At 58.1% G+C, this 26,451-nt stretch carries 27 protein-coding genes; 9 read left to right on the plus strand and 18 right to left on the minus strand.

Going from position 1 to position 26,451, the window contains the following annotated elements; all coding sequences use genetic code 11:
- Positions 1–8: 8 nt before the first annotated feature.
- The 3 genes from B9Z44_RS10020 to B9Z44_RS10030 form a co-directional block, all read right to left on the minus strand.
- Positions 9–1,208 carry an amino acid ABC transporter substrate-binding protein gene (locus B9Z44_RS10020; protein WP_170108492.1) on the minus strand — a complete coding sequence of 400 codons (1,200 nt, stop codon included), beginning with the start codon at positions 1,206–1,208 and terminating at the stop codon, positions 9–11.
- A gap of 71 nt (positions 1,209–1,279) precedes the next feature.
- Positions 1,280–1,876, minus strand: coding sequence for a UbiX family flavin prenyltransferase (locus B9Z44_RS10025; RefSeq protein WP_108402354.1), 597 nt, complete (start codon positions 1,874–1,876; stop codon positions 1,280–1,282).
- Positions 1,873–3,330, minus strand: a complete 1,458-nt coding sequence (locus B9Z44_RS10030) for a UbiD family decarboxylase (RefSeq protein WP_245912805.1) — start codon at positions 3,328–3,330, stop codon at positions 1,873–1,875. The genes B9Z44_RS10025 and B9Z44_RS10030 overlap by 4 nt, the downstream gene beginning before the upstream one ends.
- 406 nt (positions 3,331–3,736) lie before the next feature.
- Between B9Z44_RS10030 and B9Z44_RS10040 the strand changes: the two genes are divergently transcribed.
- The 7 genes from B9Z44_RS10040 to B9Z44_RS10075 all read left to right on the plus strand — a co-directional run bounded on the left by B9Z44_RS10040 (position 3,737) and on the right by B9Z44_RS10075 (position 9,946).
- A complete protein-coding gene (locus tag B9Z44_RS10040) occupies positions 3,737–4,648 on the plus strand; it encodes a LysR family transcriptional regulator (protein ID WP_108402356.1) in 912 nt (303 codons plus the stop codon).
- A gap of 21 nt (positions 4,649–4,669) precedes the next feature.
- Positions 4,670–5,272 carry a TIGR02444 family protein gene (locus B9Z44_RS10045; protein WP_108402357.1) on the plus strand — a complete coding sequence of 201 codons (603 nt, stop codon included), beginning with the start codon at positions 4,670–4,672 and terminating at the stop codon, positions 5,270–5,272.
- 50 nt (positions 5,273–5,322) lie between these two features.
- Positions 5,323–5,508, plus strand: a complete 186-nt coding sequence (locus B9Z44_RS15475) for a DnaJ domain-containing protein (protein ID WP_108402358.1) — start codon at positions 5,323–5,325, stop codon at positions 5,506–5,508.
- Positions 5,509–6,175: 667 nt separating this feature from the next.
- Positions 6,176–6,841 carry a TetR/AcrR family transcriptional regulator gene (locus B9Z44_RS10060; protein WP_211308703.1) on the plus strand — a complete coding sequence of 222 codons (666 nt, stop codon included), beginning with the start codon at positions 6,176–6,178 and terminating at the stop codon, positions 6,839–6,841.
- 162 nt (positions 6,842–7,003) lie between these two features.
- On the plus strand, positions 7,004–8,539 hold the full coding sequence (locus tag B9Z44_RS10065) for an FAD-binding domain-containing protein (protein ID WP_108402360.1): 1,536 nt from the start codon (positions 7,004–7,006) through the stop codon (positions 8,537–8,539).
- A 39-nt stretch (positions 8,540–8,578) separates the two neighbouring features.
- A complete protein-coding gene (locus B9Z44_RS10070; RefSeq protein WP_108402361.1) occupies positions 8,579–9,154 on the plus strand; it encodes a DUF2461 family protein in 576 nt (191 codons plus the stop codon).
- A gap of 546 nt (positions 9,155–9,700) precedes the next feature.
- Positions 9,701–9,946: a MarR family winged helix-turn-helix transcriptional regulator gene (locus B9Z44_RS10075; protein ID WP_146180613.1), complete on the plus strand. Its 246-nt coding sequence runs from the start codon at positions 9,701–9,703 to the stop codon at positions 9,944–9,946.
- Positions 9,947–10,035: 89 nt separating this feature from the next.
- Here the strand turns inward: B9Z44_RS10075 and B9Z44_RS10080 are convergent, their stop codons facing one another.
- From B9Z44_RS10080 to B9Z44_RS10110, 7 genes are all read right to left on the minus strand, one after another.
- Complete coding sequence (locus B9Z44_RS10080) at positions 10,036–10,605, minus strand: hypothetical protein (RefSeq protein ID WP_108402362.1); 570 nt, start codon at positions 10,603–10,605, stop codon at positions 10,036–10,038.
- Between the two features lie 54 nt (positions 10,606–10,659).
- Complete coding sequence (locus B9Z44_RS10085) at positions 10,660–11,397, minus strand: TerC family protein (RefSeq protein WP_108359320.1); 738 nt, start codon at positions 11,395–11,397, stop codon at positions 10,660–10,662.
- Positions 11,398–11,475: 78 nt separating this feature from the next.
- Complete coding sequence (locus B9Z44_RS10090; protein ID WP_108359319.1) at positions 11,476–12,255, minus strand: enoyl-CoA hydratase; 780 nt, start codon at positions 12,253–12,255, stop codon at positions 11,476–11,478.
- Between the two features lie 50 nt (positions 12,256–12,305).
- Positions 12,306–14,096, minus strand: coding sequence for a M61 family metallopeptidase (locus B9Z44_RS10095; RefSeq protein ID WP_108402363.1), 1,791 nt, complete (start codon positions 14,094–14,096; stop codon positions 12,306–12,308).
- A 2-nt stretch (positions 14,097–14,098) separates the two neighbouring features.
- A complete protein-coding gene (locus B9Z44_RS10100) occupies positions 14,099–14,551 on the minus strand; it encodes a DUF3429 domain-containing protein (RefSeq protein WP_108359317.1) in 453 nt (150 codons plus the stop codon).
- A gap of 14 nt (positions 14,552–14,565) precedes the next feature.
- Entirely contained in the window at positions 14,566–15,291 is a 726-nt protein-coding gene (locus tag B9Z44_RS10105; RefSeq protein WP_108402364.1) for a DsbC family protein, read from the minus strand.
- A 38-nt stretch (positions 15,292–15,329) separates the two neighbouring features.
- The gene (locus tag B9Z44_RS10110; RefSeq protein ID WP_108402365.1) at positions 15,330–16,451 is read right to left on the minus strand and encodes an FAD-dependent monooxygenase; all 1,122 of its coding nucleotides are present in this window, start codon (positions 16,449–16,451) and stop codon (positions 15,330–15,332) included.
- 33 nt (positions 16,452–16,484) lie between these two features.
- On the opposite strand from B9Z44_RS10110, the gene B9Z44_RS10115 reads away from it, so the two are divergent.
- Complete coding sequence (locus tag B9Z44_RS10115) at positions 16,485–17,384, plus strand: MOSC domain-containing protein (RefSeq protein ID WP_108402366.1); 900 nt, start codon at positions 16,485–16,487, stop codon at positions 17,382–17,384.
- Positions 17,385–17,396: 12 nt separating this feature from the next.
- Here B9Z44_RS10115 and B9Z44_RS10120 read toward each other — a convergent pair whose 3' ends face one another.
- Complete coding sequence (locus B9Z44_RS10120) at positions 17,397–17,777, minus strand: hypothetical protein (RefSeq protein WP_108359313.1); 381 nt, start codon at positions 17,775–17,777, stop codon at positions 17,397–17,399.
- A 139-nt stretch (positions 17,778–17,916) separates the two neighbouring features.
- Between B9Z44_RS10120 and ychF the strand changes: the two genes are divergently transcribed.
- Positions 17,917–19,008, plus strand: a complete 1,092-nt coding sequence (gene ychF / locus B9Z44_RS10125; RefSeq protein ID WP_108359312.1) for a redox-regulated ATPase YchF — start codon at positions 17,917–17,919, stop codon at positions 19,006–19,008.
- A 65-nt stretch (positions 19,009–19,073) separates the two neighbouring features.
- On the opposite strand, the gene accD is transcribed toward ychF, so the two are convergent.
- The 7 genes from accD to asd all read right to left on the minus strand — a co-directional run bounded on the left by accD (position 19,074) and on the right by asd (position 26,425).
- The gene (accD, locus tag B9Z44_RS10130) at positions 19,074–19,946 is read right to left on the minus strand and encodes an acetyl-CoA carboxylase, carboxyltransferase subunit beta (protein WP_108359311.1); all 873 of its coding nucleotides are present in this window, start codon (positions 19,944–19,946) and stop codon (positions 19,074–19,076) included.
- A gap of 73 nt (positions 19,947–20,019) precedes the next feature.
- Positions 20,020–20,829, minus strand: coding sequence for a tryptophan synthase subunit alpha (gene trpA / locus B9Z44_RS10135; protein WP_108402885.1), 810 nt, complete (start codon positions 20,827–20,829; stop codon positions 20,020–20,022).
- An 8-nt stretch (positions 20,830–20,837) separates the two neighbouring features.
- Entirely contained in the window at positions 20,838–22,127 is a 1,290-nt protein-coding gene (trpB, locus tag B9Z44_RS10140) for a tryptophan synthase subunit beta (protein ID WP_108402367.1), read from the minus strand.
- A 67-nt stretch (positions 22,128–22,194) separates the two neighbouring features.
- A complete protein-coding gene (locus B9Z44_RS10145; RefSeq protein WP_108402368.1) occupies positions 22,195–22,875 on the minus strand; it encodes a phosphoribosylanthranilate isomerase in 681 nt (226 codons plus the stop codon).
- A complete protein-coding gene (truA, locus tag B9Z44_RS10150; RefSeq protein ID WP_108359308.1) occupies positions 22,872–23,669 on the minus strand; it encodes a tRNA pseudouridine(38-40) synthase TruA in 798 nt (265 codons plus the stop codon). Before truA ends, B9Z44_RS10145 begins: the two co-directional genes overlap by 4 nt.
- A gap of 5 nt (positions 23,670–23,674) precedes the next feature.
- Positions 23,675–25,273: a type IV pilus assembly protein FimV gene (locus B9Z44_RS10155; RefSeq protein ID WP_108402369.1), complete on the minus strand. Its 1,599-nt coding sequence runs from the start codon at positions 25,271–25,273 to the stop codon at positions 23,675–23,677.
- Positions 25,274–25,294: 21 nt separating this feature from the next.
- Positions 25,295–26,425, minus strand: coding sequence for an aspartate-semialdehyde dehydrogenase (gene asd, locus B9Z44_RS10160; RefSeq protein WP_108402370.1), 1,131 nt, complete (start codon positions 26,423–26,425; stop codon positions 25,295–25,297).
- Positions 26,426–26,451 lie beyond the last annotated feature (26 nt).

A 26,451-nucleotide genomic window follows, 5' to 3' on the forward strand; every position in this document is an offset into this window, starting at 1 on the left:
ATGCTCGCTTACTGCCAGCTTGGCGAAGGCCAGACCAGCTTGCCCGTCGCAGCCTCGGGCGGCCACACCACATTGACCTTGCCACCGTTCATCTGCACGGTGAAAGCGCCGGTGTTGGGGAAGCCGCGCTCGTCGAAACTCACATCACCCGCGGGAGACTTGATGGTGGACTTGAAGAGCGCTTCTTTGACCTTCTCACGGTCAACCACGCCGGCTTTCTCAATGCCCTGGATCATGGCCAGGTAAGAGGTGAGTCGGCCTAAGGTCCAGATGTAGTCAAACATCGACACATCGGAGCGCTTCATCACCGTCTCCACCAGATCGCTGTAAGCGCCTTTGATGCCGGGGTACCAGCTCAACTCGCCGGTCATGCCCTCGATGTCTTTGCCAACCTGTCGGCTCAGAGCACCGGTCAACATGGTGTGGTGCACATCCATGGCGCGCACCTTGAGCTGGCGCATTTGCTGCACCAAAGGCACCGAGGCGTTGTCAAACGAGCTCACATAAATGATGTCAGCCTTGGCCGCTCGTACCTTGGCGATCAATGCGGTGAAGTCCTTGAGCTCGGCAGAGAACGTCTCGTTGCCCAGCACCTTCAAGCCCTGCTCTTCGGCCTTCTTGCTCCAAGTTGCCGTAATGCCTTTCATCACCGGGTTGTCGTGGGTGATGAAGAAGATCGTCTGCGGCTTGGGGCTGACGGTGGTCAACATCTCGAAATAACGTGTCGACCAATTGGGCACCACTGGAAACGGTGTGCCCCATATGTACTTCAGGCCGCGGTCGTAAACCGAGGGTGTGGCCACGTTGGCCATCACCATGGGAATCTTGTGCTTGTCAGCCACAGGCGGCACCGGGCCGCCCAGCGACGACCAGTCGGGGCCAACAAAGAAGTCCACCTTGTCCACGGTAGCCATCTTCTCGAACAGTGCCACGGCTGTGGCCGGCACGCTCTGGTCGTCATAGATGACAAATTTGAGTGGCAGCTTTTTGTTGCACGCCTTCACGGCGATGCCACCAGACTTGTTCACTTCTTCAGCGAACACCTCGGTCATCTTGCGCCAGCGGTCGGCCAGTGTGGAGAAAGGGCCGGTCTCGGAAATGGTGGTTCCAAAGACGATAGGCTCTGTGCATGAACCTTGTGCGGCATGCGCAGGCAGGTAAGTTGCCAGCGCCGCAGCGCCCATCATCAGGTGACTGAGTGTCTTCATTGCTTGTCTCCTCGTTGTTAAATCGGTGGGGGATCTCATGGGTCAGAAATCAGGCTTCGATCAGCGTGGCGTCACGGCGTTGAGCCGTTGAGGCCCTGCCAGCGTTGCACCAAGTCGCGGTGGTCGATGTCAAAGAGGTCGAGCACGCGGCCTACGGTGTGGTTGACGATGTCGTCCAGCGAAGTCGGGCGGGTGTAGAAGGCGGGCACTGGCGGGCACACAATGCCGCCCATCTCGGTCACCGCAGTCATGTTGCGCAGGTGCGCCAAGTTAAGCGGTGTCTCGCGGGCCAGCAGCACCAGGCGGCGGTGCTCCTTGAGCGCCACATCGGCTGCGCGGCTGATGAGGTTATCGGCCAGACCATGGGCGATCTCTGCGAGCGTCTTCATCGAGCACGGGGCGATCACCATCCCAGCGGTCCGAAACGAGCCACTGGAGACTGCGGCACCAATGTCCTTAACGCTGTGCACCACATCAGCCAGGGCTTCGATGTCAGCGCGTTTGATGCCCAGCTCCTCAGAGGCCGTCAGCACACCTGAATTGGAAATGATCAGGTGGGTTTCCCACTCAGGCAAAACGCGCAGCTGTTCTAGCAAGCGCACACCATAGATGGCGCCGCTGGCACCCGTGATGGCCACGATCAAGCGCTTTTTCTGTGATGGGTTCATGACTGCAAAGCTCCTGTTTGCCAGTTGATGCGCACACCCACACGCACCTCATTGGCAAGCTCGATCTCGGCCTCTCCAGGAATGCGCACCTTGGTAAACACATGCTCGTGGTAGACCACCGGACGGGTTGCGTCCAGCCCCATCTTTGCGCTGAGCCCTTGGAGGTGAGTTGGTGGGGCCTCGCCATCCGCAAAATGCTGACCCACCGTGGTGGACGGATCCAGCACCGAGCCTTGCGCACCAGGGATCACCACCAAATCGCGGTCGGCTTGGAAGCGCGTAGCCACAGCCCACTCAACTTGCTGCGGCTCATGCACATCGACATCGTCATCCACCACGATCACCTGCTTGATGTCGTAGTGCGCACCGAAGGCTGCGCAAATCACGTTCTTGGGCTGCCCCTCGTGGGCCTTGCGGATCTTGACGAACAGGTGGTAGCGACCCACACCGCCGACCGACAAGTGCACGTCCAACACATTAGGGAAACTGCGCTGCAGGTGGGCCAGCAAGGTCGCCTCACGCGGGATGGAACCAAGAAGCAGGTGCTCTTTTTCTGCGGGCACAATGGTGTGATAAATGGGTTGTTTGCGGTGCGTGATGGCATCGACCTCGATGACCTCGCGGCGCTCGCGTGCGCTGTAGTACTTGGGGAATTCACCGAACGGCCCTTCAAGCTCGCGTACCCCTGGGAGCAGCCTGCCTTCGATCACGATCTCGCTGTTGGCTGGCACATGCACGCCATTTGTTTGGCACTTCACCACGGGCAGCGGCGCGCCATGCAGCGCACCCGCAATCTCCAGCTCATCACAGTCGATGGGGGCAATCGCCTGCGAGGCCAGCAACGTTAGCGGGTCCACACCGATCACCACCGCCACCTCCAGCGCTTGCTGACGCGATTCGGCCTCTTTATAAAAAGCCAACAGGTGGCGGGGCAACATCAAGATGGCCATGTGCGTGCCCGAGTGCACTTGAATACGGTTGATCGAGACGTTCTGCACACCTGTGACTGGGTTGCGCGCAATCACCAGCCCTGCGGTGATGTAAGGGCCGTTGTCGTGCTCGCTGTGGGTAGGTACAGGCAAGAGCTTGAGCACATCCGCGCCAAGGTGCACGACTTGCTGGCAAGGTGCTTGCGCAGCACTCACCTCTTGGCAGGGCAGTGGCTTTTCCGCGGCCTGTCGAAAGCGCGCCAATAAGCCTGTTTCAGACACGCCCAAGGCCTCTGCGATCCAACTGCGCTGCGACATGATTCCTGATACAACCGGCACAGTGCCACCACCCGCAGCGGGAAAGAAAGCAGCTTGTCGGCCATCCAACTTTTTGGCTATCGCAGCCAATCGATGCGTCAAGGGCACGCCCTCGCGTAGCACTGCAAGTCGACCGGTGGACTCCAGATGGGCCAGCCATTCGCGCAGGTCGCGGAAGGGGGCGGCAGTGGGGGTTTGCTTGTTCATGGCATCAGGCTTTCTCAACATGAGATCTACACCACCGGTTGCTTCCACAGTTTGCTCAACTGGTTGGCCGCAAGACGTCCCAAGGTGTCGTTAAATCCTCCCGGAGGATAGGGGACGACGATGCGTACCGGCTTACTTGGGAAAGCGGCTGACACAGCGGGACCCTGAGCCAGTGCATTGGACATTAACAGTATGCCTGCCAGTAGGACTATCCCGAGCCCCTGGGGGCTGGGCGAACTAAACCACTTCATCTTTTCTCCTCGTTGTCGTCTTACCCTCTTGAAGGGACAGACTGTTGTATCGAAGAAATTCTAAGAATCAATTTACATCATGTCCACTAATATATACTGATCGCATTAATCATAAATTCTGATGTTAAATTCACGCAAATAGTTCAAAAATTTCAATGCAACTCCGACAAATCCAATACTTTCTCGCGCTATATGAGGAGGGGTCCATGACTCGGGCAGCCAGCCGCATGAATGTGGTGCAACCGGCGCTGAGCATGCAGATGGCCAAGTTGGAAAGCGAGATCGGCCAACAGCTGTTTCATCGCAACACACGGGGACTGGCGCCTGCCCCGGCCGGCCATCTGATGTACAAGTTGTTTCGCCCTTTGCTGGCTGAATTCGCACAGGCACGTGACCAACTGATGCAGACAGATGGTGAGCTTAGTGGCCATGTGTCAATTGGGCTCATCGCCAGCGTGGCGCAGGACCTTTTGGCTAAGGTGCTGAAAGAGTTCTCCCAGGCTCACCCGAGAGTCACACTTGCTCTCAGCGAAGGCTATTCACCTATGTTGTGCAAGGCAGTCACAGAAGGGCAACTGGATGCTGCAATCATCAATCAGCCGAGGCGCCAGTTGGCACTCAAAAGCCACCCTTTGCTGAGCGAGGACTTTGTTCTGGTCACAGGTCACAAGCACCCACCGCTGGCTGATATCCTAATTACTCGCGAAGTGGTGGAGCTGAAGTTGGCATTGCCTACGCGCTTACACGGGTTACGGGATATTCTGGACAGTATCACTCAAGCAGAGGGCATCGCTCTAGCTCCAGCACTGGAAGTGGACTCTATTAACGCATTGTTGCAACTGGTGGAGATGGACACCTATGCCGCGCTTTTACCGCGAATAGCTATTCGTAGTCGGCTGCATGACGGCAGCCTTCGCGCGCACACGCTGGTAGACCCTCCGCTGACAAGGCAGGTAGTTTGCGTGACTCACCCGCTGCGTCCACTCAGCCCCGCGGCAGCCGCATTCATAACTTTGCTTGAGCAGCACGCCCAATCCAAAGTTGCTCAAAACACCACTACACCGTGATGTCTGCTTAAAGGAGTCCCTATGACCCCACTCACCCCGTCGCGTCCGGTTGAGCTAGACACCTCGTTGTGGCGATATGCCCAAACGCTATACCGACGTCAAGGCGTCTCATCAGCCTGCTTGGAACTGCAATCACGCATCGGGTTGGATGTTTGCGTGCTCATATTCGCGCTGTACGCGACCCACGGCCACCGCGCCCTGAGCCCTGAAGCCCTGGCAAACGCCGATAAGGGTCTAAAAGCTTGGCGGGAGCAGGTGGTGCTACCACTGCGACAAATCCGCCAAGCTATGAAATTAGGCGTACATGAGGTTGGATCAGAACTTAATAACTGGGTACGCGAGCAGGTGAAGATCACGGAATTGAGCGCCGAGCAGGTGGCCATTGCCTACCTGGACAGGCAGATCGTGTGCTTGCCAAACGCCAATGAATCTCAAGATATGCACTTGCGTGGTTTCGAACATACTCTGCAGTGCGTGCTTGCACACTTTGCACAAATGAATGGCCATTTGCTTGGGACCTTGGAAGTGCCTGATGTGCGTATCGCCGCAGAGCTACTGGTTGGCGAAGCGGAGGGTTTGCAACATGCTGAGGCCGACGAAATCAGCTGGGACTCGAAAGATTGAAGCTGCAAATAAAAAAGCTAAACCGCACTCCTTAATTTGTAACGTTTGAAGTGCTCGAAATATCGAGTTCAGCAGAATTCGACGAAATCAAGGCCGCCTACAAGAAAAAAATTTGGCAGTACCACTCGGACAAAGTCTCTAAGCTCGCCCCCGAATTTAAAGAGATGGCAGAGCGGAAATCTAAACAAATTCATGCGGCTTACGAGTTCATCGCTCGGCGCCATGAGGGCTCTTGACTTTACGGCGACTCTGCTAGAGCCACGGCCGCAGGTCACAGGCCCTGGCCAAGCAAAGTTTGCAGGCATGGCCCTTTGACATCAGCAGGTACAGCTTGACGCTGCGCACTTTTTTTCGATGCGGTTGAGCTTTTTTTCTTGACGCCGAACTGCGGCCCAACTCTTATAAAAGACTGGGCTACTTTGGGGAGGAATTCGGGGAGGAATCCGGGGAATAACGGGGCTTGAAAAAATGTAAATACCAATGAAATCAAGGACTTGCAAGCCCCGACATTCCCCCAAGCGCCCCTCCCGATTGGGTTCGAGCCCCATCAGCCACAAAGAGTTGAAATCCCAGTAAATACAAATGCGGGGTACAGGTTGAATCGCCCCGGGTTTTGAGGAGGCTCAACCTTTTGAGAAGATTGAGCCATGAACAAGAAGTCAAACAAGTTCTCCCCCGAGGTCAAAGAGCGTGCAGTGCGCATGGTGCAGGAGCACCGAGGCGAGTACCCGTCACTTCAGGCGCTTCATGACAATTCGGCCAGCACGAGGGGCAGCGCTTTGGACGTCATTCAAAATGCGGTTGGGACAGTGGACCTAAGATCTGCTGTAACCATCTGCCCAGTTTGGTGCTCCTATGGAATGTCACCGACCTTCTCCCAATTCCTTTTGCAAAGCCTCATAAATGCCCGCTGCTGGCCATGAGAAGTCTTACCGTCGCCGAGGTCGCCCACCTGCTTCGCAAGCCGGTCAGTTTGATGAACGCATCTTGCAGGTGGCAACTTCTTTGTTCCTGGATCGGGGCTTTGGCCGCACTACCTTGGATCTGGTGGCGCAGCATGCCGAAGTGGGAAAGTCCAGCCTCTACGCCCGCTATCCCAGTAAGGGCGACTTGTTCGCTGCAGTAGTCACCCGCTCAATCCAGACGATGTTTGACCACTTGGCACCGGTGCCCGAGGGGCTGAAGCTTGGGCAACGCTTACAGGCCGTCGGCGAGGCACTGATCGAAGGTATGTTGCATCCGCGCTGTGTGGCGTTCATGCGCATCACGGCTGCGGAGGCAGATAACTTCCCCGACCTTGCCCTGACTGCATACCGGGTCAGCTTTGACGGTGCCGTCTTTTACGTGTTGAAGGGACTTGGCGCTGCCAACCTAAACGCTGCCGATCCGAGGCTCATCACACTGGCCCAGCGCTTTGTTGAGGTGGTTGTTCAGCCGCTGTCTTTCCAGGCGGCCTTCGGAGTGGATGCAGCCTTACTCCGGCTACGTGCGTCACAGTGTGTGCATGACGCTGTCGAACTGCTCCAAGAGAGGTTCGCGATGACCAACTGGGAACAACCCAGAACATAAAGGACGACTTCGTCCATTATTGTTAGACTGCTTGTTTTTGCCGTCAACGGAAACCCCTCATGCGCGCCTTGCTGCCCAGATTAAGGTTGAAGTAATGCGCGACCTAAATCGCTTTTTTGGTTTCAGTCTGCCTTTAACCCGGCAAGGCCTGAGTTGTCGCTGATGACCCCATCGGGTATGCCGCAGGTGGTCTGGTTCAAGCGCGATCTTCGTGTGGAAGACCATACGGCTCTCGCACGCGCCACAGCCGCAGGGCCGGTGTTGTCTGTCTACGCCGTCGAGCTCGACCATTGGCACCAGCCTTGCACCGGTGATCGACAGTGGCAGTTTGTGCGCGAATGCCTGTTGAGTCTGGACGTGCAACTCAAATCGTTGGGCACTGCGCTGGAAGTTCACGTTGCGCCAGTCATCCAGATGCTGGATGCGCTGTACCTGCGGCTGGGCCCCTTCACGCTGCACAGCCACCAGGAAACCGGCGGTCTTTGGACGTATGCACGAGACCGTGCGGTCGCCGCCTGGTGCCGGGATCATGACGTTCGCTGGCACGAGTATCCGCAAAACGGGGTGGTTCGTCCCGTGTCGCGCCGTGGTCGACGATTCAAGGAGCATTGGGACGCTTGGGCAGCGGTGCCTCTGGAGCGCCTGCCGGCCCATCTCTTGTGGCTGGAGCCTACCAACGGCCAGACGGTGTTGCTGCTGCCGAGGGCCATCAAGACCCACTCCTTGCCATGCGCTGGCCGACAGAAAGGCGGCCTGCAACCCGCGCGTGAACTGCTGGACAGCTTCCTGGACGGACGCGGACAAGGCTACGGCGCCAACATGAGCTCGCCCGCCACTGCCGAGCATGGAGGCTCGCGCCTGAGCCCGCATATCGCGCACGGTAGCCTGAGTCTGCGTCAGATCGCGCAGACCATGCTTGAGGCCCGCGAAGCCGCACCCCGGACGCACTGGCATCGCCAACTCCATAGCTATGTGACGCGGCTCTGGTGGCATTGCTACGCGTTACAGGTGCTGGAAAACCAGCCGGAGATGGAACGCCAGGCTTTGGTGCCCGAAATGGAGCAGCTGCCGCGCCCTATGGACTTAGCGCGATTCGATGCATGGCGGCTCGGCCGCACGGGTTGGCCGATGGTCGATGCCTGCATGCGATTCCTGCACCACCACGGTTGGCTCAACTTCCGCATGCGCGCCATGCTGGTGACGGTGGCCACGCATACCCTGTCCTTGCCGTGGCGACCCGTGGCCGACTGGCTGGCGCAGATGTTCGTCGACTTCGAGCCAGGCATTCACTACACCCAGATCCAGATGCACAGCTGCATGGCCGCCAGCCCGGTGCTGCGCTTGTACAACCCGGTCACACAGGCGCGTGAGCTGGACCCGCAGGGGCACTTCGTGCGCCGTTGGGTGCCTGAGCTGGCGGCGGTGCCCGACGAATGGATCGTCATGCCCTGGGCGATGCCAGCGACATTGCGACATCGGTTCGGCTTGGAAGGTGCTGGCGACTACCCTGCTTCCTTGGTCGACTTCGAGCAAGTGCACCGCACCGTCAAGGCCGAGATCGCCGCCCTGCGGTCCAGCCTCGGATTGCAGGCGGCCCCTGGGTTCAACGAGCGATCCCGCCAAGCTGCACGCGGTCGGCGCACTCCTGCGCTGAAGCAGGCGGACGCCAAACCGTCTGCGCAGATCAGTCTCTTCTAACTTCACGATGACGCACAAGTGCGACCAAGGCCGCCGTTTATGAAATTTTCAAGCCGAACACTCTCTTTTCTGACCGAAGCTGGCCAGCAGACCGATCCGAACTGGTTGGAGGAAAACCAAGCTGCCTATGAAGCCCATGTCAGGGGGCCGTTCATTGACCTGGCCGAGAGGCTCAAGACGGCACTCCAGCCAATCGTTTCGGATTACCACTTCCCGGTCAAAGGGATCGGCCGGATCAAGAAAACTGCCAACCATGTGGTCAGTGGCGGCCCTTGCTGCAAAGACTGGCTGTCGATTTCCATCTCTAAGCCGTCGGAGTCTCGCTTTGAGCGCAACCCGCATTTGTTTTTTGGCATTCTTCCCAACATCCCGCCTTACAAGGGAGTCGTGGTGGCGGGTGGGCTTTTCATGCCCTCCGGCCCGCAGTTGAAAAGGGTCAGAAATGCCATTGCACGGGACGCGCAAGCTTTTCATGCTTTGTTTGCCGATCCTGCATTCAAGGCTCGCTTCGAGACCGACTTTTCACGTGAAGAAGTGGCGTCCCGCCCGCCACGAGGGTTCAACCCAGATCATTCGGATATGGAGTGGTTAAAACTCAAGGATTTTTGGTGGTGAAGAAACTCAGCACGACCGAGTTCACCTCTGCGGACCTGGTGCCGTCGGTGGCGGAGGACTTCAAGCAACTGATCCGTCTAAATCGTTTACTGGAGGATGTGCTCACGTAGCTCACCGCCCCATCGCACCTTCACACAGAGTGGGCGGCGCCAGCCCAGCTTCAAGCGTCAGGTCTGAGTCGAACTCCGACCCCGGAGAGCGCGGTGCGAGTTGATCGAAAAGCTGCGGAGCGTTGCGGCCATTGAGCAGGGGAGGGCAGGTGTACGTACCTTTTCGCACCCTCCGCAGGGCTCATACGCCTGTTATCAGGTAAAGTCCTGCGCGGATTTGAACCGTGGTCCGCACCCACCACCAAAATAAAAACCCACAGTTTTGCGACTGTGGGTTTTTTCTTTGTGCCGTCACTTTGAGTGTCAAGTTGACAGGTTCCATGTTGTCTAAAGATTCAGACAGTCTGAGACAGAAAAAGACAGTTTTCAGCCTGTTTTATTGAATGGCAAGTTGTCATTTCAAAGGACAACTCTTGCCCTGAGTCATATGCACGACATGACGTTGACAGTCAAAACAGCAATGGCCCTTAGTTCAATTGCAAGTTCTGCAACGATTCAGCGAAAAATCGATGTTTTATGCAAATTTGGGCTGATTGATAAAGTTTTTGACGATAAAAATCGCAGAACAAAGTACCTCGTTCCCACCGCAGTCGCTAACCAGTACTTTTCTAGCCTTGGTGATGCAATGAAGCAATCACTGATGCCAGGCAAAGTTACCGATGAAGATGTAATCGTCCGATAAATTGACCATAGGCTGTGCGTACTGAAAAATGCCCGAGAACAGCGCAGGCGTTTGTTCGTTGCCTCAAGTTCTCGTCGTTTTGATCCGGTTTAAGGTTTGATGTGGCGAAACGATTTCACGGTTCGTATTGCCAAACTCGCACACGCCAGCACAAGCACGGTGCCAAACCAATCGCCTGCCGCCATGACCAATGCGTTGGTGATCAGGCTGTCTGTCTGACCTGTCCCAAAAAACCAAACTTGGTGCAGGAGACCATTAGTCAAGGCAAAGAGCACCGTGAGTTTGAAAAAGGCTTTGCTATTGAGGCCAGTTAGCCCTGTGTTGAGCTGAAAGAAACGAATCGCGATGAAGCGCGCCAAGTAAGGTGAACCACCAGAGATCAGCGAGGTTCCCAGATTGAACACATGGGCATCGGACGCGCCAAACATGTAGTTGATGGCGATAGAACCCAGCGTGATGCCCAGTGCGCCCATGTGCGTCAGCACCAGCACAAACAACAGGCGCAAGCCGCTCGGGAGGTAGAGCCAGTTGACGCCTTGAGAAAACTCAAACCATTCGAAGTAATGGGCGTTCAGTTGGTAAGCATAAAAATAGGCAACAGCACATGCGAAAGTAACGATGGCTTGGTTTTCAATGCTGAGTTTGTTCGACGACTGCATCAAGCCATTCTAAGTACAAGAGATGGCTTGATGTATGCATGCTGATGCGCGTCGTTAAGGCATGTTCTGGTGCAGTTGGACCACGTTTTTGGCGCGTTTGCGGAAGCGGATGTTGAGCATCTCCACAATCACCGAGAACGCCATCGCGAAGTAGATGTAGCCTTTTGGAATGTGGTGGCCCAAACCTTCGGCCATCAACACCACGCCCACCACGACCAAGAAGGTCAGGGCCAGCATTTTGATGGACGGGTGGTTTGACACAAAGCGGCCAATGCCCGAAGCAAACGCCATCATCAAACCCACAGACGCGATGACGGCGGCAATCATGATGGCCACCTCGTCCACCATGCCCACGGCGGTGATGATGGAGTCGAGCGAGAACACCAAGTCGATCACCATGATTTGCAAGATGATGGCGAACATGGTGGCTTTGACCGCGCTGCCTCCGTGATCTTCTTCACCTTCGAGGGATTGGTGAATTTCACCAGTGCTTTTCCAAATCAGGAACAGGCCGCCTGAAATCAAAATCAGGTCACGGCCAGAAATATCTTTGCCAAACGCGGTGAACAAAGGCTCGACCAAACCCACAATGACCGACAGCAGCAGCAGCAAGCCGATGCGCATGAACATGGCCATGAACAGGCCAATGCGGCGCGCCAACTCACGCTTCTCTGGGGGCAATTTGTCCACCAAGATAGAAATGAAGATGATGTTGTCAATGCCCAGCACCAGTTCGAGTGCGGTCAGCGTGGCAAAGGCAATCCACGCTTGTGGGTCGGTCAAGAGTTCCATGTGGTACTTTCTAATTCAGATGCACCGGATGGTAGCGATCGCCTAAAAGTCCACAAACTGTGGGCTTTTAGCGCGGGCTTATTGGTGTTTGAAGTCGGCAGGGCGTTTGTTGACAAACGCGTCCATGCCTTCTTTTTGGTCGGCAGTGGCAAACAAGGCGTGGAACAGGCGGCGTTCAAACATCACGCCATCGGCCAAGGTGCCTTCAAACGCGCGGTTGACCGACTCTTTGGCGGCCATGGCGGCGATTTGCGAGTAGCCGCAAATCATCAGCGCTGCACCCAAGGTTTCTTCCATCAATTTGTCCAGCGGCACCACGCGGCTGACCAAGCCAGCGCGTTCGGCCTCGGTCGCGTCCATCATGCGGCCTGTCAAAGCCAGGTCCATGGCTTTGGATTTACCCACCGCGCGAGGCAAGCGTTGCGTGCCGCCCGCGCCTGGGATGATGCCGAGCTTGATTTCGGGTTGGCCAAACTTGGCGTTGTCAGCGGCGATGATGAAGTCGCACATCATCGCCAACTCGCAGCCACCACCCAAAGCAAAGCCGCTTACCGCCGCAATGACGGGTTTGCGGATGCTGCGGATGGTTTCCCAATCGCGGGTGATGTAGTCGTTTTTGTACACGTCAGCAAAGCTGTAGGTGGCCATGGCGCCAATGTCAGCGCCTGCGGCAAATGCTTTTTCGCTGCCGGTGATGACCATGCAGCCGATGGCTTCGTTGGCATCAAAGTCTTTGAGGGCTTGGCCCAACTCCACCATCAAACCGGCGTTCAGCGCATTGAGCTGCTTGGGGCGGTTGAGGGTGATGACGCCCACTTTGTCGGCTTCGGTGTGGATGGTGATGAATTCGTAGCTCATGCGGATGCTCCCAAACGTGTGAAAAGGTGAGTTGAAAATCGTGATCTGAACTATAGGCCTAGCCAGCGACTGAGCAGTTTGGGGTTGTCCTGCATGAGACGCCAGGTGCTATTGGCTTTGGCGTCAGGCAAAGCGAGGTTCAGACGCAGCAACTGGCGGTCGCGGCTGATCAGGGCGGTGACTTTTTTGGCCGCGCCTGCGTAAAGCAGCAAATCGTCGAGTTTTTTGAGGCGCCAAGCAGAGGGTGCTTTGCCCGCCACGTCCACGCCCAGCCACTCATCGCCCGGTGCAAAGCCAGCCTTGTGCGCTGCGCTGCCGTTGAGCACAGTTTTGATTTGCACGCTGTGGTCTTCCGCCACACGCAAGCCCAAGCGTTGGGCCAGCTGAGCGGGGTCGTGCTGCACCTTCACGCCGTGTGCGGCCAGCAGTTTTTCTAGCGGCAAGTCGCGTGTGCCGTGCACCCATGCTTTGAACTCGGTGTGCCACGAGCGGCCTGTGAGTTCTTTGAGCACCGCCAATACATCGGCTTCGCTCATCGGACCTTCGTGCTTGCCTGTGCAGCAACGCGCCCACAAGGCGCGCATCACATCGTCCAGCGACACGCTGTGGTTTTTCACGCCGTGCTGGCGCAGTGTGAGGTCTAGACACAAAGCGACCAGCGCGCCCTTGGTGTAGTAGCTCACGGTGAGGTTGGGGCTGTTGGCGTCTTGGCGGTAGTACTTGGTCCACGCTTCAAAGCTTGATTGCGCCACGCTGTGGACCTCGCGGCCCGGTGTTTGCAGCACTTGGTTGATGGTTTTGTTGAGCAGCTTCAAGTACTGCGCATCGTCAATCAGCCCTGCGCGGCGCAGCAGCAAATCGTCGTAGTAGCTGGTGAAGCCTTCAAAGAACCACAGCAGCTCGGTGTAGTTTTCTTGGCGGTAGTCGTAGCGCGCAAATTCGGCGGGGCGCAAGCGTTTCACGTTCCAGGTGTGGAAGTACTCGTGGCTGATGAGGCCCAAGAGCGTGGTGTAGCCCTCGCTTTGCTTGGCGTCGCTTGGTTTGTTGTCGTTGAGTCGCGGCAAGTCGGCACGGTTGCAAATGAGCGCCGTAGAGTTGCGGTGCTCCAAGCCTCCATAGCCGTCGGCCACGGCGTTGAGCATGAACACGTAGTGTGTGTGTGGCGTGGCCGAGCGTTTGTGGCCGTGCCAAAAACGAATGGCGGTTTCGCAAATCTTTTGTGTGTCGCGCAGCAAACGTTCGCCATCAAACGTGGGCGTGGCGCCCGCCACCACAAAGCGGTGTTCGATGCCGCAGGCTTTGAAGCTGCCGCTCCAAAACGCACCCATTTCTACGGGGCAGTCCACCAGTTCGTCGTAGTCGGCGGCCACATAGGTGCCAAAGCCTTGGCGGTCGGTTTTGACGGGCGTGAGGCCGGTGGCCACTTGCCATGTCTTGTGTGTGTTGAAAGAGTCAGCCACCAGTTCTAGCTGGTGGGGCACATCCGCTTGGCCTTCGACTTGCAAGCACAAGCTGGTGCCGTTGAAGAAGCCGCGTTGGGTGGTCAGCCAAGCGGTACGCACCGAGTCGTCATGCGCATGCACTTGGTAGTGCAGTGTGAGGGGTGTGTTGGCTTCGCAGCCGATCACCCACGTGGCTTTGTCGAGCTGTTGCACAGTCACGTTGCGCTTGCCTTGGCGTGCGCTGAGGCCGGTGATTTGCTTGGCAAATTCGCGCACCATGTAGCTGCCCGCAATCCACACCGGCAGCGACACGCGCTGGCCTGCGGTGGGTTGGGCGATGGTGAGTGTCACGCCATACAGGTGGGCGTGCAGGTCTGCGGCTTCGATGCGGTAGTGCATTTTTAAGTCGCTGCCGCGCCGAGCAAGCAGGCCAAGGTGGACACCACGGTCAGGCGAAAGCGCATGGTCATCCAATCGCGCAAGCCCGCTTCGGGCCAAGTTTTGCGATCGACCAAATAGCAAGCCACCAGCAGCACGGCCAACAAAGGCAAGCCCGCGTAGGCCGGCATCATGACCGCGATCCACGACACCAGCGAAGGGACCACGCCCCACACCATGTGCAGCTTGCGTTGCGGTGCGTTGTGACGCAGACCAATGCCCCAATGGATACCGCCTAAAAAGGAGGCAATGGTGGCGCCATACGCGCTGAGCGCAATCGCCACAAAGGGGTGCGCTTCGGGGGTGACGATCCACATGAAAAAGGCGAGCACCACAAACGGAATCAGGCCTGCGTAGCCCAAGCGTTCAATAAATTGACCTGCATTGCTGTCAGGGGTGATGGGGGAATGAACCATGGTGATGTACTCGTTTATTTGGTGGCGTCAGCTAGCAGTTTTTCAATTTGCGTGCTGTTGATGGCACCTGGCACGCGTGTGCCGTCTTGCGCCACCAGCGTGGGTGTGCCGGTGATTTTGTATTTGCGGCCAAAGTCCAAATTGCGGTCAATCGCCGCGGTGTTGCACTGCGCGGCGGCAGGTGCCATGTCTTTTTGCATGAGGTTGACCCATGCGGCGGCTGGGTCTTTGGCGCACCACACGTTGCGTGATTTTTCGACAGAGCCGGGGCCCAGCACGGGCATCAAAAACAAATACACCGTCACGTTGTCAATTTTGGCCAAGTCGCGCTCGAAGCGTTTGCAGTAACCGCAGTTGGGGTCTTCAAACACGGCGAGCTTGCGTTTGCCGTTGCCGTGGACGATGGTGATGGCGTCTTTCAGTGGCAGGGCGTTGAAGTCGACCGCGCTCAGTTTGGCTTCGCGTTCTTCGGTCAGGTTGCGTTTGCTTTTGGTGTCAATCAAGTTGCCTTGAATGAGGAAGTTGCCTTGGGCGTCGCTGTAATAAATCTCGTTGGTGCTCAGGCGCAACTCGTAAATGCCTGCCAATGGGGTGGGCGTGATTTCTTCAATCTTGGGAATTTGTGGAATGCGCTCGCTCAGGTTTTTGCGAATGGTGGCTTCGTGGCCTTGGGCCCAAACACTGGTGATGCTCAGCGCAAGCAATGCAGCGGCAGAGAGTTGGCGAAAGGTGCGTTGCATGTGTGCGTTGCCTCGTGTGGGTGAAAAGGGGCGGGCGGTTAGCCCATGGCTTGGTGCATGGCCCAAGCTTTGACGGTGGCCAGGCTGTTAAAGCCATTCATGCCCCAGTTGCGCAGCGCTTGCACGCCGGGGTTGGGGTGGGCAAACAAGCGTTGCAAGCCATCGCACGCCACCCAAGTGGGCACCATGTCGGCTTTGCGGGCACGCTCGTAGCGGCGCATGAAGTAACGGTCGCCCACGCTGCGCCAGTAGTCTTTGGCCTCGCGGGCTTTCAGCACATTCGCCAGCTCGGCCACATCGGCCAAGCCGAGGTTGAGGCCCAAGCCAGCCAGCGGGTGAATGTTGTGGGCTGCATCGCCTGCCAATGCCCAAGCGCTGCCGTCTGCAAAGCTGCCGGTCCAGCGATCGGCACAGGCCAACTGCAAGGGCCACATGGCGCGTTCGCTGGTGAGCGCGATTTGGCCCAGCACGCCGTTGCTGGCGTGTTCAAGTTCAATGCCAAAAGCTTCGGGGCTCAGCGCCAACATGTCTTTGGCGCGTTCGGGTGGCAGCGACCACACCAAGCTGGCCGTGTCGCCCTGCGCACCGCCCAAAGGCAGCAACGCCAAAATTTCTAATCCGTGTACGCCTTGGGTGAACCACTGCAGCGCTTGTTGGCGGTGCGGCGTGCTGCAACGCACGCGGGCGGCCACGGCGTGTTGTTGGTAAGGCAATACCTCAAAGTTCACGCCCAGCTCAGCGCGGGTGGCGCTGGCGCGGCCTTCGCACACCACGGTCAAAGCAGCGGGTTCGGGGGCGGTGAGCGGGGTAATTTCGGCTTGGTAACGCACGGCTTCGGCCAGTTGGGCTTCGAGCACGGGCACGTCCACGATCCAAGTCAGGCCTTCGGGCGTGGGGCTTTCAAAGTGGGTAAAGCCGCCATCGTCGCCCCACACACGCATGTGCTGCACGGGGGTGGCGTGCATGGCGTCGGGCCAGCAGCGCAAACCAGACAGCAAGTCACGAGAAGCGCTGTTGAGTGAGTAAGCCCTAACGTCTTGCGTGGTTTTGGGGGCTGAGGTGACCAATCCCACGCGTAGTTTTTGGCGTGCGAGCAGCAGGGCCAAGGTGCGTCCCACCATGCCATCGCCGCGAATACAAACGTCCAGTTTTTGAGCCATGAAGTCGATTGTAGGAGGGCGGCACAATGCCGTATGACCTCTGTTGAATTTGAAGCACGCATTGCCGCCTTGTGGGTGTTTCCCATCAAGTCGTGCGCAGGTATTTCGGTGACGCAGGCGGTGCTCACCCCCACTGGGCTGGTCCACGACCGCGCATGGATGGTGGTGGACGCCGAGGGCGAGATGCTGACCCAGCGCGAACTGCCGCGCATGGCGTTGGTTCAGCCAGAGCTGGTGCATTCTGGGACGGGCGTGACCGAGCTGGTGTTGCACGCCAGCGGCATGGTGGCTTTGCATTTGCCAACTGTGAGCGTGCAAGGTGCCAGCCCACAAGCGCGCCCCACCACCGTTCGCGTGTGGGATGACGCGGTGCCCGCGTTCGACATGGGCACTGCTGCCAGCGCATGGTTGACGGAGTTTTTGGGTGAAAGCCTGGGGCCGCTGCGCTTGGTGCGTTTTGATGAACGCCACAAACGCGTGGCCAGCCGCAAGTGGGCCCAAGGCGTCGAAGCCCTGAACCAATTCAGTGATGGATTTCCGGTGCTCGTTGCCAGCACTGCCTCGCTGGATGAACTCAACACACGCTTGGCCCAGCAAGGGGTGGACGCTGTGGATATGCGACGTTTTCGTGCCAACTTGGTGTTGTCGGGCGTACATGCCCATGACGAAGACCGCGTGGGCGTGATGACCCTCGACACCGACACAGGCCCCGTGCAACTGCACCCCGTCAAGCCCTGTCCCCGTTGCCCCATTCCTAACATTGACCCCGACACGGGCACTTCGGCCCCTGTTGTCAGCGACACCTTGCAGATATACCGCCAAGACGCGCGGGTCAACGGTGCTGTCACCTTTGGCATGAACACCATCCCGCTCAGTGGCGTTGGACAAACCTTGCGCGTGGGGCAAGTGGTGTCAGCGCCCTGGTCGTTTTAAAGCCAAGGCTGGTTATTTGCTGGGCACGGGTCTGACGATTTCGCGCAACATGCCGCCTTCGCGCACGCTGCCTTCTGTGCGGCCTTCACCTCGCATGCGCGCTTCACATGCGGCACGTTCGTCGCCCGCATGCGCGTCGCATCGCTGCGATTGGTTGCGTTGCACCGCCGAGGCCGGTGCCTCGTCGAGCTTGTTGCGTTTGGCTTCTGCCAAGGCATTGCGGGCTTCTAAGCGACAGGTCTTCAATTCTTCTGCGGACGTCAGGCGGGCGCATTCGGCCATTTCTTCTTTGTAGCGCGCTTGTGCCTCGGCCAGCGTGTCAGCCTGTGCAGTGAATGAACCCAGGGCGAGCAATAGGCTGGTCAAGCCAAGCCAGCGTGAGGTGTGTGTCATAGCCGTGTTTCCTTTTTGATTTCAAGGCGTAGGTTACCGAATGTGCGGCAAAACATCTGTGCGGTGCATCGCAGAGTGACAGCCGGGTCCTGCCGTTTGAGGGCTTAGTACAATCTGAGGCAGTTACAAGGATATTTTTATGAGTTTGAAATGCGGCATCGTGGGCTTGCCCAACGTTGGCAAATCCACCCTGTTCAACGCCCTGACCAAAGCGGGCATCGCTGCGGAAAACTATCCGTTTTGCACCATTGAGCCCAACACCGGCGTGGTCGAAGTGCCGGACCCTCGTTTGCAGCAGTTGGCCGAGATCATCACGCCCGAGCGCATCGTGCCGGCGATTGTGGAATTTGTGGACATCGCTGGCCTCGTGGCTGGCGCCAGCACAGGCGAAGGCTTGGGCAACAAGTTTTTGGCTCACATCCGCGAAACCGACGCCATCGTCAACGTGGTGCGCTGCTTTGAAGACGACAACGTGATCCACGTCGCCAACAAGGTGGACCCGATTGCCGACATCGAAGTCATCCAGACCGAGCTGTGCTTGGCCGACTTGGCGGCCGTCGAAAAAGCGATTCACCGCGTGAGCAAAATCGCCCGCTCCGGCGACAAAGAAGCCGTCAAGCAAATGGCCATTCTCGAAAAGTGCCAAACCGCGCTCAACGACACCAAGCCCGTGCGCACCATCGACTTCAGCAAAGAAGAGCTGGTCGAACTCAAGCAGTTCTTCTTCATCACCGCCAAGCCCGCCATGTTTGTGGCCAACGTGTCCGAAGACGGCTTTGAGAACAACCCCTTCTTAGACCGCCTCAAGGCCTTTGCCCAAGCGCAAAACGCGCCCGTGGTGGCCATCTGCGCCAAGATCGAAGCCGAGTTGTCTGAGATGGAAGATGCGGACCGCTTGGAGTTCCTCAAAGAACTCGGCCAAGACGAGCCAGGCCTGAACCGCTTGATTCGCTCTGCGTACACGCTCTTAGGCCTGCAAACCTATTTCACCGCTGGTGTGAAAGAAGTGCGCGCATGGACCATCCACGTGGGCGACACCGGCCCACAAGCCGCTGGCGTGATCCACACCGATTTCGAAAAGGGCTATATCCGCGCCCAGACCATCGCGTTTGACGACTTCATCGCCTTCAAAGGCGAACAAGGCGCCAAAGACGCAGGCAAGATGCGCGCCGAAGGCAAGGAATACGTGGTGAAAGACGGCGATGTGATGAACTTTTTGTTCAGCTCTTAAGCCCACAGCGTCCCATGAAAAAGCCCTCCGAAGAGGGCTTTTTTTATGCAAGGCCGTGACTGAAATTAAGCCACAGCATCCGCTGGCTGGCGCTGCAACATGGCCAGTGTGCTGGCAATGGTTTTACGCAGTTCGCGGCGGTCGCAAATCATGTCGATGGCGCCTTTTTGCTGCAAGAACTCGGCGCGTTGGAAGCCTGCGGGCAAGGTCACGCGCACGGTGTTTTCAATCACGCGAGGACCGGCAAAGCCAATCAGGGCATTGGGTTCGGCGATGACCACGTCACCCACAAACGCGAAGCCGGCTGACACGCCACCCATGGTGGGGTCGGTCAACACAGCGATGTATGGCAAACCTTTTTTGGCCAAGCGGGTGAGCGAGGCGTTGGTCTTGGCCATTTGCATGAGCGAGAGCAAGCCCTCTTGCATGCGCGCGCCACCGGTGGCGGTGAAACAAATGAACGGTACTTTTTGTTCGATGGCGGTGTGCACGCCGCGCACAAAGCGCTCGCCCACGACCGAGCCCATCGAGCCGCCCATGAAGTCGAATTCAAAGCAGGCCACGACCACATTGATGTTGTGCACCGCACCGCCCATGACCACCAAGGCGTCTGTTTCGCCTGTGTTTTGCATGGCTTCTTTGAGGCGCTCGGGGTATTTGCGGCTGTCCTTGAATTTCAAGGCGTCCACAGGCAGCACTTCTTGACCGATTTCGTAGCGGCCTTCGGCGTCCAGGAACATGTCCAAACGGTCGCGCGCGCTGGTGCGGTGGTGGTGGCTGCAGGTGGGGCAGACGTTTTGGTTGGCTTGCAAGTCGCTCTTGTAGAGCACGGTCTCACAGCTGGGGCACTTCACCCACACGCCTTCGGGCACGCTGCGGCGCTCAGAGGGTTCTGTGTGTTGAATTTTTGGGGGAAGCAGTTTTTCGAGCCAACTCATGGTGAGCCTTTCGTCAGTTCTTTTGGAATGGATTGATTTTAACGGGCGGGGTAGGTATCGTTTTGAGAGACGTTCAAGCGTCCAAAGCCTGGCGAATGCCCGCCAAAAATGCGTGCGCAGCAGCCACTTCTTGGCCTGCTGGCGCGGCTTCAAGCAGCTGGATGATGCGGCTGCCAATCACCACGGCATCGGCCACGCGGCCCACGGCTTTGGCGGTGGCGGCATCGCGAATGCCAAAGCCCACACCCACGGGGATGTGCACATGCTGGCGAATGCGCGGCAGCATGGCTTCGACGGCGTCGGTGTCGAGGTTGCCAGCGCCGGTCACGCCTTTGAGCGAGACGTAATACACATAGCCGCTGGCAATGCGCGCCACTTGTTCCATGCGCTTGTCGGTGCTGGTGGGCGCGAGCAAGAAGATCAGGTCCATGCTGTGGGCGCGCAGCGTAGCAGCGAACTCTTCGCATTCTTCCGGTGGGTAGTCGACGATGAGCACGCCGTCCACGCCTGCAGCAGACGCGTCTTTGACGAACGAATCTGCGCCGTGCTTGAGGTTGTAGCACTCCACGGGGTTGGCGTAGCCCATCAGCACCACGGGGGTGGTGGTGTTGGTTTGGCGGAACTCACGCACCATGTCCAGCACTTGGGTGGTGCCAATGCCAAAACGCAGCGCGGCTTCGCCTGCTTTTTGAATCACAGCACCATCGGCCATGGGGTCGCTAAAGGGAACGCCCAGTTCGATGATGTCAGCGCCTGCATCCACCATGCCGTGCATGAGGGCGGGCGTGATGTTGGCTTGTGGGAAACCTGCCATCACGTAGGGGATGAGGGCTTTGCGGCCTTGGGCCTTGAGGGCGGCGAGGGTGGCGTCAATACGGCTCATGGTGCGGTTCACTTCACAAATTTCATGGTTTGTTCTGTCGGGCCGCCTTTGACCGATTGGCCTTGGCAGCTGGGGCGGCAGAAGAAGTCTGCGTTGCTCAGGTCGGCCACGGTGCCAATGTCTTTGTCGCCACGGCCTGAGAGGTTGACCAAGATGGATTGCTCGGGCTTCATGGTCTTGGCCAGTTTCATGGCGTAGGCCACGGCATGGCTTGATTCCAGCGCAGGGATGATGCCCTCGGTGCGGCACAGGTAGTGGAAGGCTTCTAACGCTTCTTTGTCGGTGATGCCCACATACTCAGCGCGACCAATGTCTTTAAGAAACGCGTGCTCGGGGCCCACGCCGGGGTAGTCGAGGCCAGCGCTCACGCTGTGCGTTTCGGTGATTTGGCCGTTCTCGTCTTGCAAGATGTAAGTGCGGTTGCCGTGCAACACGCCGGGCGCGCCCAGCTGCAACGAGCACGAGTGACGGTCGGTGTCCATGCCTTCGCCAGCGGCCTCCACGCCAATGAGGCGTGTGTTGGCGTGGTCGATGTAGGGGTAGAAGATGCCCATGGCATTGCTGCCGCCGCCCACGCAGGCAACCACGGCATCGGGTTGTTGTTCCGCCATCTTGAGGCTCTTGAACATCTCCGGCATTTGCGTGAGGCACTCTTCGCCAATCACGCTTTGGAAGTCGCGCACCATCATCGGGTAGGGGTGAGGCCCCGCCACCGTGCCGATGATGTAGAAGGTGTTGTCCACGTTGGCCACCCAGTCGCGCATGGCTTCGTTCAGTGCATCTTTGAGGGTGCGGCTGCCGCTCTCCACGGGCACCACAGTGGCGCCCAAGAGCTTCATGCGGTACACGTTGGGGCTTTGACGTTTGACGTCTTCAGCACCCATGTAGACCACGCATTCCAAACCGTAGCGGGCGCAAATGGTGGCGGTGGCCACGCCGTGTTGGCCTGCGCCTGTTTCGGCAATCACGCGGGGCTTGCCCATGCGCTTGGCGAGCATGGCTTGGCCGATGGTGTTGTTGATCTTGTGAGCGCCGGTGTGGTTCAGGTCTTCACGCTTCAAGAAGATTTGCGCACCACCCATTTCGCGGCTCATGCGGGCTGCGTGGTAGATGGGCGAAGGGCGGCCTACGAAGTGGGCCAGCTCTGACTTGAACTCAGCGATGAATTCGGGGTCGTGCTGGTATTTGGCGTAGGCCTCTTTCAGCTCTTCGATGGCGTGGGTCAGCGTTTCGCTGATGAAGCTGCCGCCGTAAATGCCAAAGTGGCCTTTGGCGTCGGGTTGTTGGTAGTTCGACATAGATAGCCTACAAAAATTGCCTTGGGGCTTACGCGCCCAAGTGCTTCAAACAAAACAGGAGGAGTGCTTAGAGCGGGTGCTCTGCGTCGGCGGCGCGTACGGCTCGGACGAATTCGTGAATCTTGGCCGCATCTTTGATGCCTTTGGCTGATTCGACGCCTGAGCTCACGTCCACTGCCAATGAATGGCCGTGGTTACGCAACGCGCGAATGCCATCGGTCACGTTGGCAGCGTTGAGTCCACCAGACAAGACGAGGTGAGCGTTGACGTTTGGAGGAAGCTGTGACCAATTGAATGTTTTGCCGCCGCCGCCGTAACCGTCGACATGGGCGTCGAGCAGCACCGCTTGGGCGTCTGAGTAATCTTGTGCGTATTTTAAGAGGTCGAAAGCTTCTTCGCCCGCAGGGGTTTCTAGCGGAATGCGGGCAGCCCGAATCCAGCGGCGGCCTAGGGTGCGGGCAATCTTGCGGCAGTGGTCGGGTGTTTCGTCGCCGTGGAACTGCAGCCACGCGCCTGGCACTTGCACACACGCGTGGGCAATGGCCTCGGAGGTTTCATTCACAAACAGCAGCACGGGCGTGACGAAGGCGGGCAGGCGCAAGGCCAGCTCGGCGGCACGCTCCACCGTCACAGCGCGGGGGCTGGGGGCGTACATGACAAAGCCAATGGCGTCTACGCCTGCGGCCACGGCGTCGTCGACGTCTTGCTCACGGGTGAGTCCACAAATTTTGATACGCGTGCGGTTCATGGCAACCCATCATACGCAGGGGTACGGTCAGGCAAATCCCACTGCGCGTCGTAGCGGGGGCCCAAGAAATACAAGCCATCGGGGCTGAAGGTGGGGGCGGCGGCATCGCGGTCGCGGGCGGCCAGCACGTCGGCCATCCACTCGGGTGGTTTGTCGCCTGTGCCAATCTTCACAAAGCAGCCCATGAGGTTGCGAATCATGTGGTGCAAAAACGCGCTGGCTTCAAACTCAAAGCGCCACACGGCTGAGCCGGGCTGGGTGCTTTTGCGGGTGATGTCGATGCGCGTCATGGTTTTGACGGGTGTGAGGGCTTGGCAGCTGGAGGCGCGAAACGAGGTGAAGTCGTGTTCGCCCATCAGGTACTGCGCGGCTTTTTGCATGGCTTCAAGCTCGAGCGGGCGGTACACCCAGCCTACACGTCCCACTTCGACGCTGGGGCGCACGGCTGATTCGAGCACCACATAGGCATATCGGCGCGCAATGGCGCTGCCACGGCAGTGAAATTCACGCGGCATTTCGCGTGCCCATTGCACCGCAATGTCGAGCGGCAAATAGCGGTTGGTGCCGCGCACCCACGAGTAGGGCGTGCGGTCAAGCTCGGTGTCAAAGTGAATCACTTGCATGAGGCCATGCACACCGGCATCGGTGCGGCCTGCACACAAGGTAGAGACGGGAGTTTGGGTGAACTTGGACAAGGCTTTTTCAAGCTTGTCCTGCACTGTTTTGCCAGAGAGTTGGCTCTGCCAGCCTTCGTAGGCTTGGCCGTTGTAGCTCAAGCCCATGGCGATGCGCATGCGGCTTAGCCTCGTTCAGCCAGCCACTGGAGGGCTTTTTCTTTGTCAGCACCAGAGGCTTCTATCGCCACCTCTTCCATCAAGGCACGGCTGGTGTGCAGTTGGCCCAGGTTCCACAGCTCGTCAGCCAAGTCGATGCGCACTTGGTAGGGGCTGGGATAACCGGCATCGTCGAGGTCCAAAGAAATGTTGGGCATTTCCATGGTGGGGCGTGCGGGTTGCTCGGCGCTGTAAGTGCGTTCTTCTTCGTGCGCATGGTCGTGTGGGTGTTCATGCGCATCGTGCATGTGCGTGGCGACTTCGTGGATGTAGCCACGTTCAACAGGGTTTTGGCCGTCAAACTCAGGCAAGTCCAGATTGAACTTCACGTTCAGTGGTGGCAAGCCTTGAATGTCGTCGTCGCTTTTGTTCAAAGCACGACGGCGCCACAAACCGACCAACACCAAAATGGCAATCAGGCTGCCAGCACCCACGGGGGTGAGGCTGTGTTCGCGCAGTTCGTTCAGCCATTCGCCATTGGCTGAGGCTGCACTGGCAGGCACTTCCACGGGCAATGCGCCGCCTGCAGAGGCTGCTTCAGACGCAGGGCTCGTTGCATTGGTCACGGTGGCTGCTGCAATCTTGCCGAGTTCGGCAATGTTGCGGCTCAACTCGGCAGCGCGGGTGGCCACGTCTTGGGCTTCGCGTTGCTGGGCAATGCTGTCGGCAGCAGCGTCTTTGCTGCCGGGTTTGGCCAAGGTCAACTTGTCTTGGTTGGTCTTGGCATTTTTGTTTTGTACCTGAGCTTCAAGCTTGCCTGCGGTATCGCGGGCCGCCTTGGGCACGGTGCCGCCGGGGGCGCGTGCGGCCAACTCGGCGCGGTAGGCTTCAAAGTCTTTGGTCTGAATTTGGATAGCTTTGCGCGCTTCTTCGCGCGACACAGCTTTGGCTTCTTGCTCCGTGGGCAAGGTCAGCAAAGCGCCTTCCTTCATGCGGTTGACGTTGGACTCGACAAACGCATCGGGGTTGCTGCGCAACAAGGCCAGCAACATTTGTTCTAAAGACACGCCTTCTGGCGTTTTGCCTGCGGTCAGCTCGCTGGCGGTGTCGCCGCGTTTGACGGTGATAGGTTGTGCGGTTTTGCCCGCAGCGGCACCAGCCGAAACGGGTAAGGCCGCGATGGGTTTTGCGTTTGACTTGCCATCATCCAACGACAAGCTGATGTCGCGCAGCAGGCGACCTGTCGCCCATCGCAAATCAATCAACACATCGAGTGAATTGTTATGAATGGCTTGCTTGCTGCTCACCTTCAGATAGAGTTTTCCGTTGTCGCGACGCAACAGTTGTACTTGAATCTCAAGTGGCACGCCGTTGCTGACGGGCAGCTCCATCTTGGCCGCTTTGTAAATTTCTTGGCTGGCGATCCCCGCTTGCAACTCGGTTTGTTCAACAGCAGTGATGTCGCTGATGTCGATCTCTGCGCGCAGAGCCTCGCCCTGCTTGCTTTGTACGACAGGGCGGCTCAAGGTGAGTGCCTGCGCACTGCCGAAAACCGACAGTGACAGGGCTGCCCACAGCGCTGAACGCTGGAACAAATTGGAAGCAGTGCGGGGGGCTTTTTTCATAGCCAAAGATATTACTTTGTTTTACGCCTCGAGCAGGATGCGCAACATGCGGCGCAATGGCTCGGCAGCGCCCCACAAAAGCTGATCACCCACGGTGAACGCGCCCAAGTAGTCGTTGCCCATCGCCATTTTGTGCAAACGGCCCACGGGAACTGTCAAAGTGCCGGTTACGGCAGCGGGTGTCAGGTCGCGTTCGCTGATTTCGCGCACGTTGGGCACCACTTTGACCCAATCGTTCGCGCTGGCCAAGATGCTTTCGATCTCGTCCATGGGCACGTCTTTTTTCAGCTTGATGGTCAAGCCTTGTGAGTGGCAGCGCATGGCACCAATGCGCACGCACAAACCGTCGATGGGGATCGAGCCTGCTGTACGGAATGCTGGGTTGCCCAAGATCTTGTTGCACTCGGCGCCGCCTTTCCACTCTTCCTTGCTTTGGCCGTTTTCGACAGGTACGTCAATCCAAGGGATCAAGCTGCCAGCCAAGGCGGTGTTGCGGAAGTTTTTGGTGGGGAACTCAGCGCTGCGCATGGTGGCCGACACTTTGCGGTCGATGTCCAAGATGGCAGAAGAGGGGTTGGCCAAGTCGTCTTTGACGGCGTCGTGCAAAGCGCCCATTTGGCTCAGCAGCTCGCGCATGTTTTGTGCGCCCGCGCCCGAAGCAGCCTGGTAAGTCATGGCGCTGACCCACTCGACCATGTTGTGTTGGAACAAGCCGCCCAAGCCCATGAGCATCAAGCTCACGGTGCAGTTGCCGCCGATCCAGTTTTTGCCGCCTTTGCCCAAGGCCGCGTCAATCACGTTGCGGTTGACTGGGTCGAGCACGATGATGGCGTCGTCGGCCATGCGCAAGCTAGAGGCTGCGTCAATCCAGTGGCCGTTCCAGCCCGCAGCGCGCAACTTGGGGTACACCTCTTTGGTGTAGTCGCCGCCTTGGCAGGTGATGATGATCTCGCAGCGCTTCAGCGCGTCGATGTTGTTGGCGTCTTGGAGCGTGGTTTCGTTTTTGGCTTGCGCGGGGGCTTTGCCACCTGCGTTCGACGTGGAGAAGAACACGGGTTCGATCAGATCGAAATCTTTTTCTTGAACCATGCGGTCGATCAGCACCGAGCCGACCATGCCACGCCAACCGACTAAACCTACTAACTTGCTCATTTTTCAACGCCTTTTCAAATGTAGAA

Origin of the sequence: Limnohabitans curvus (assembly GCF_003063475.1) — a bacterium.
GTDB classification, from domain to species: Bacteria; Pseudomonadota; Gammaproteobacteria; order Burkholderiales; family Burkholderiaceae_C; genus Limnohabitans; species Limnohabitans curvus.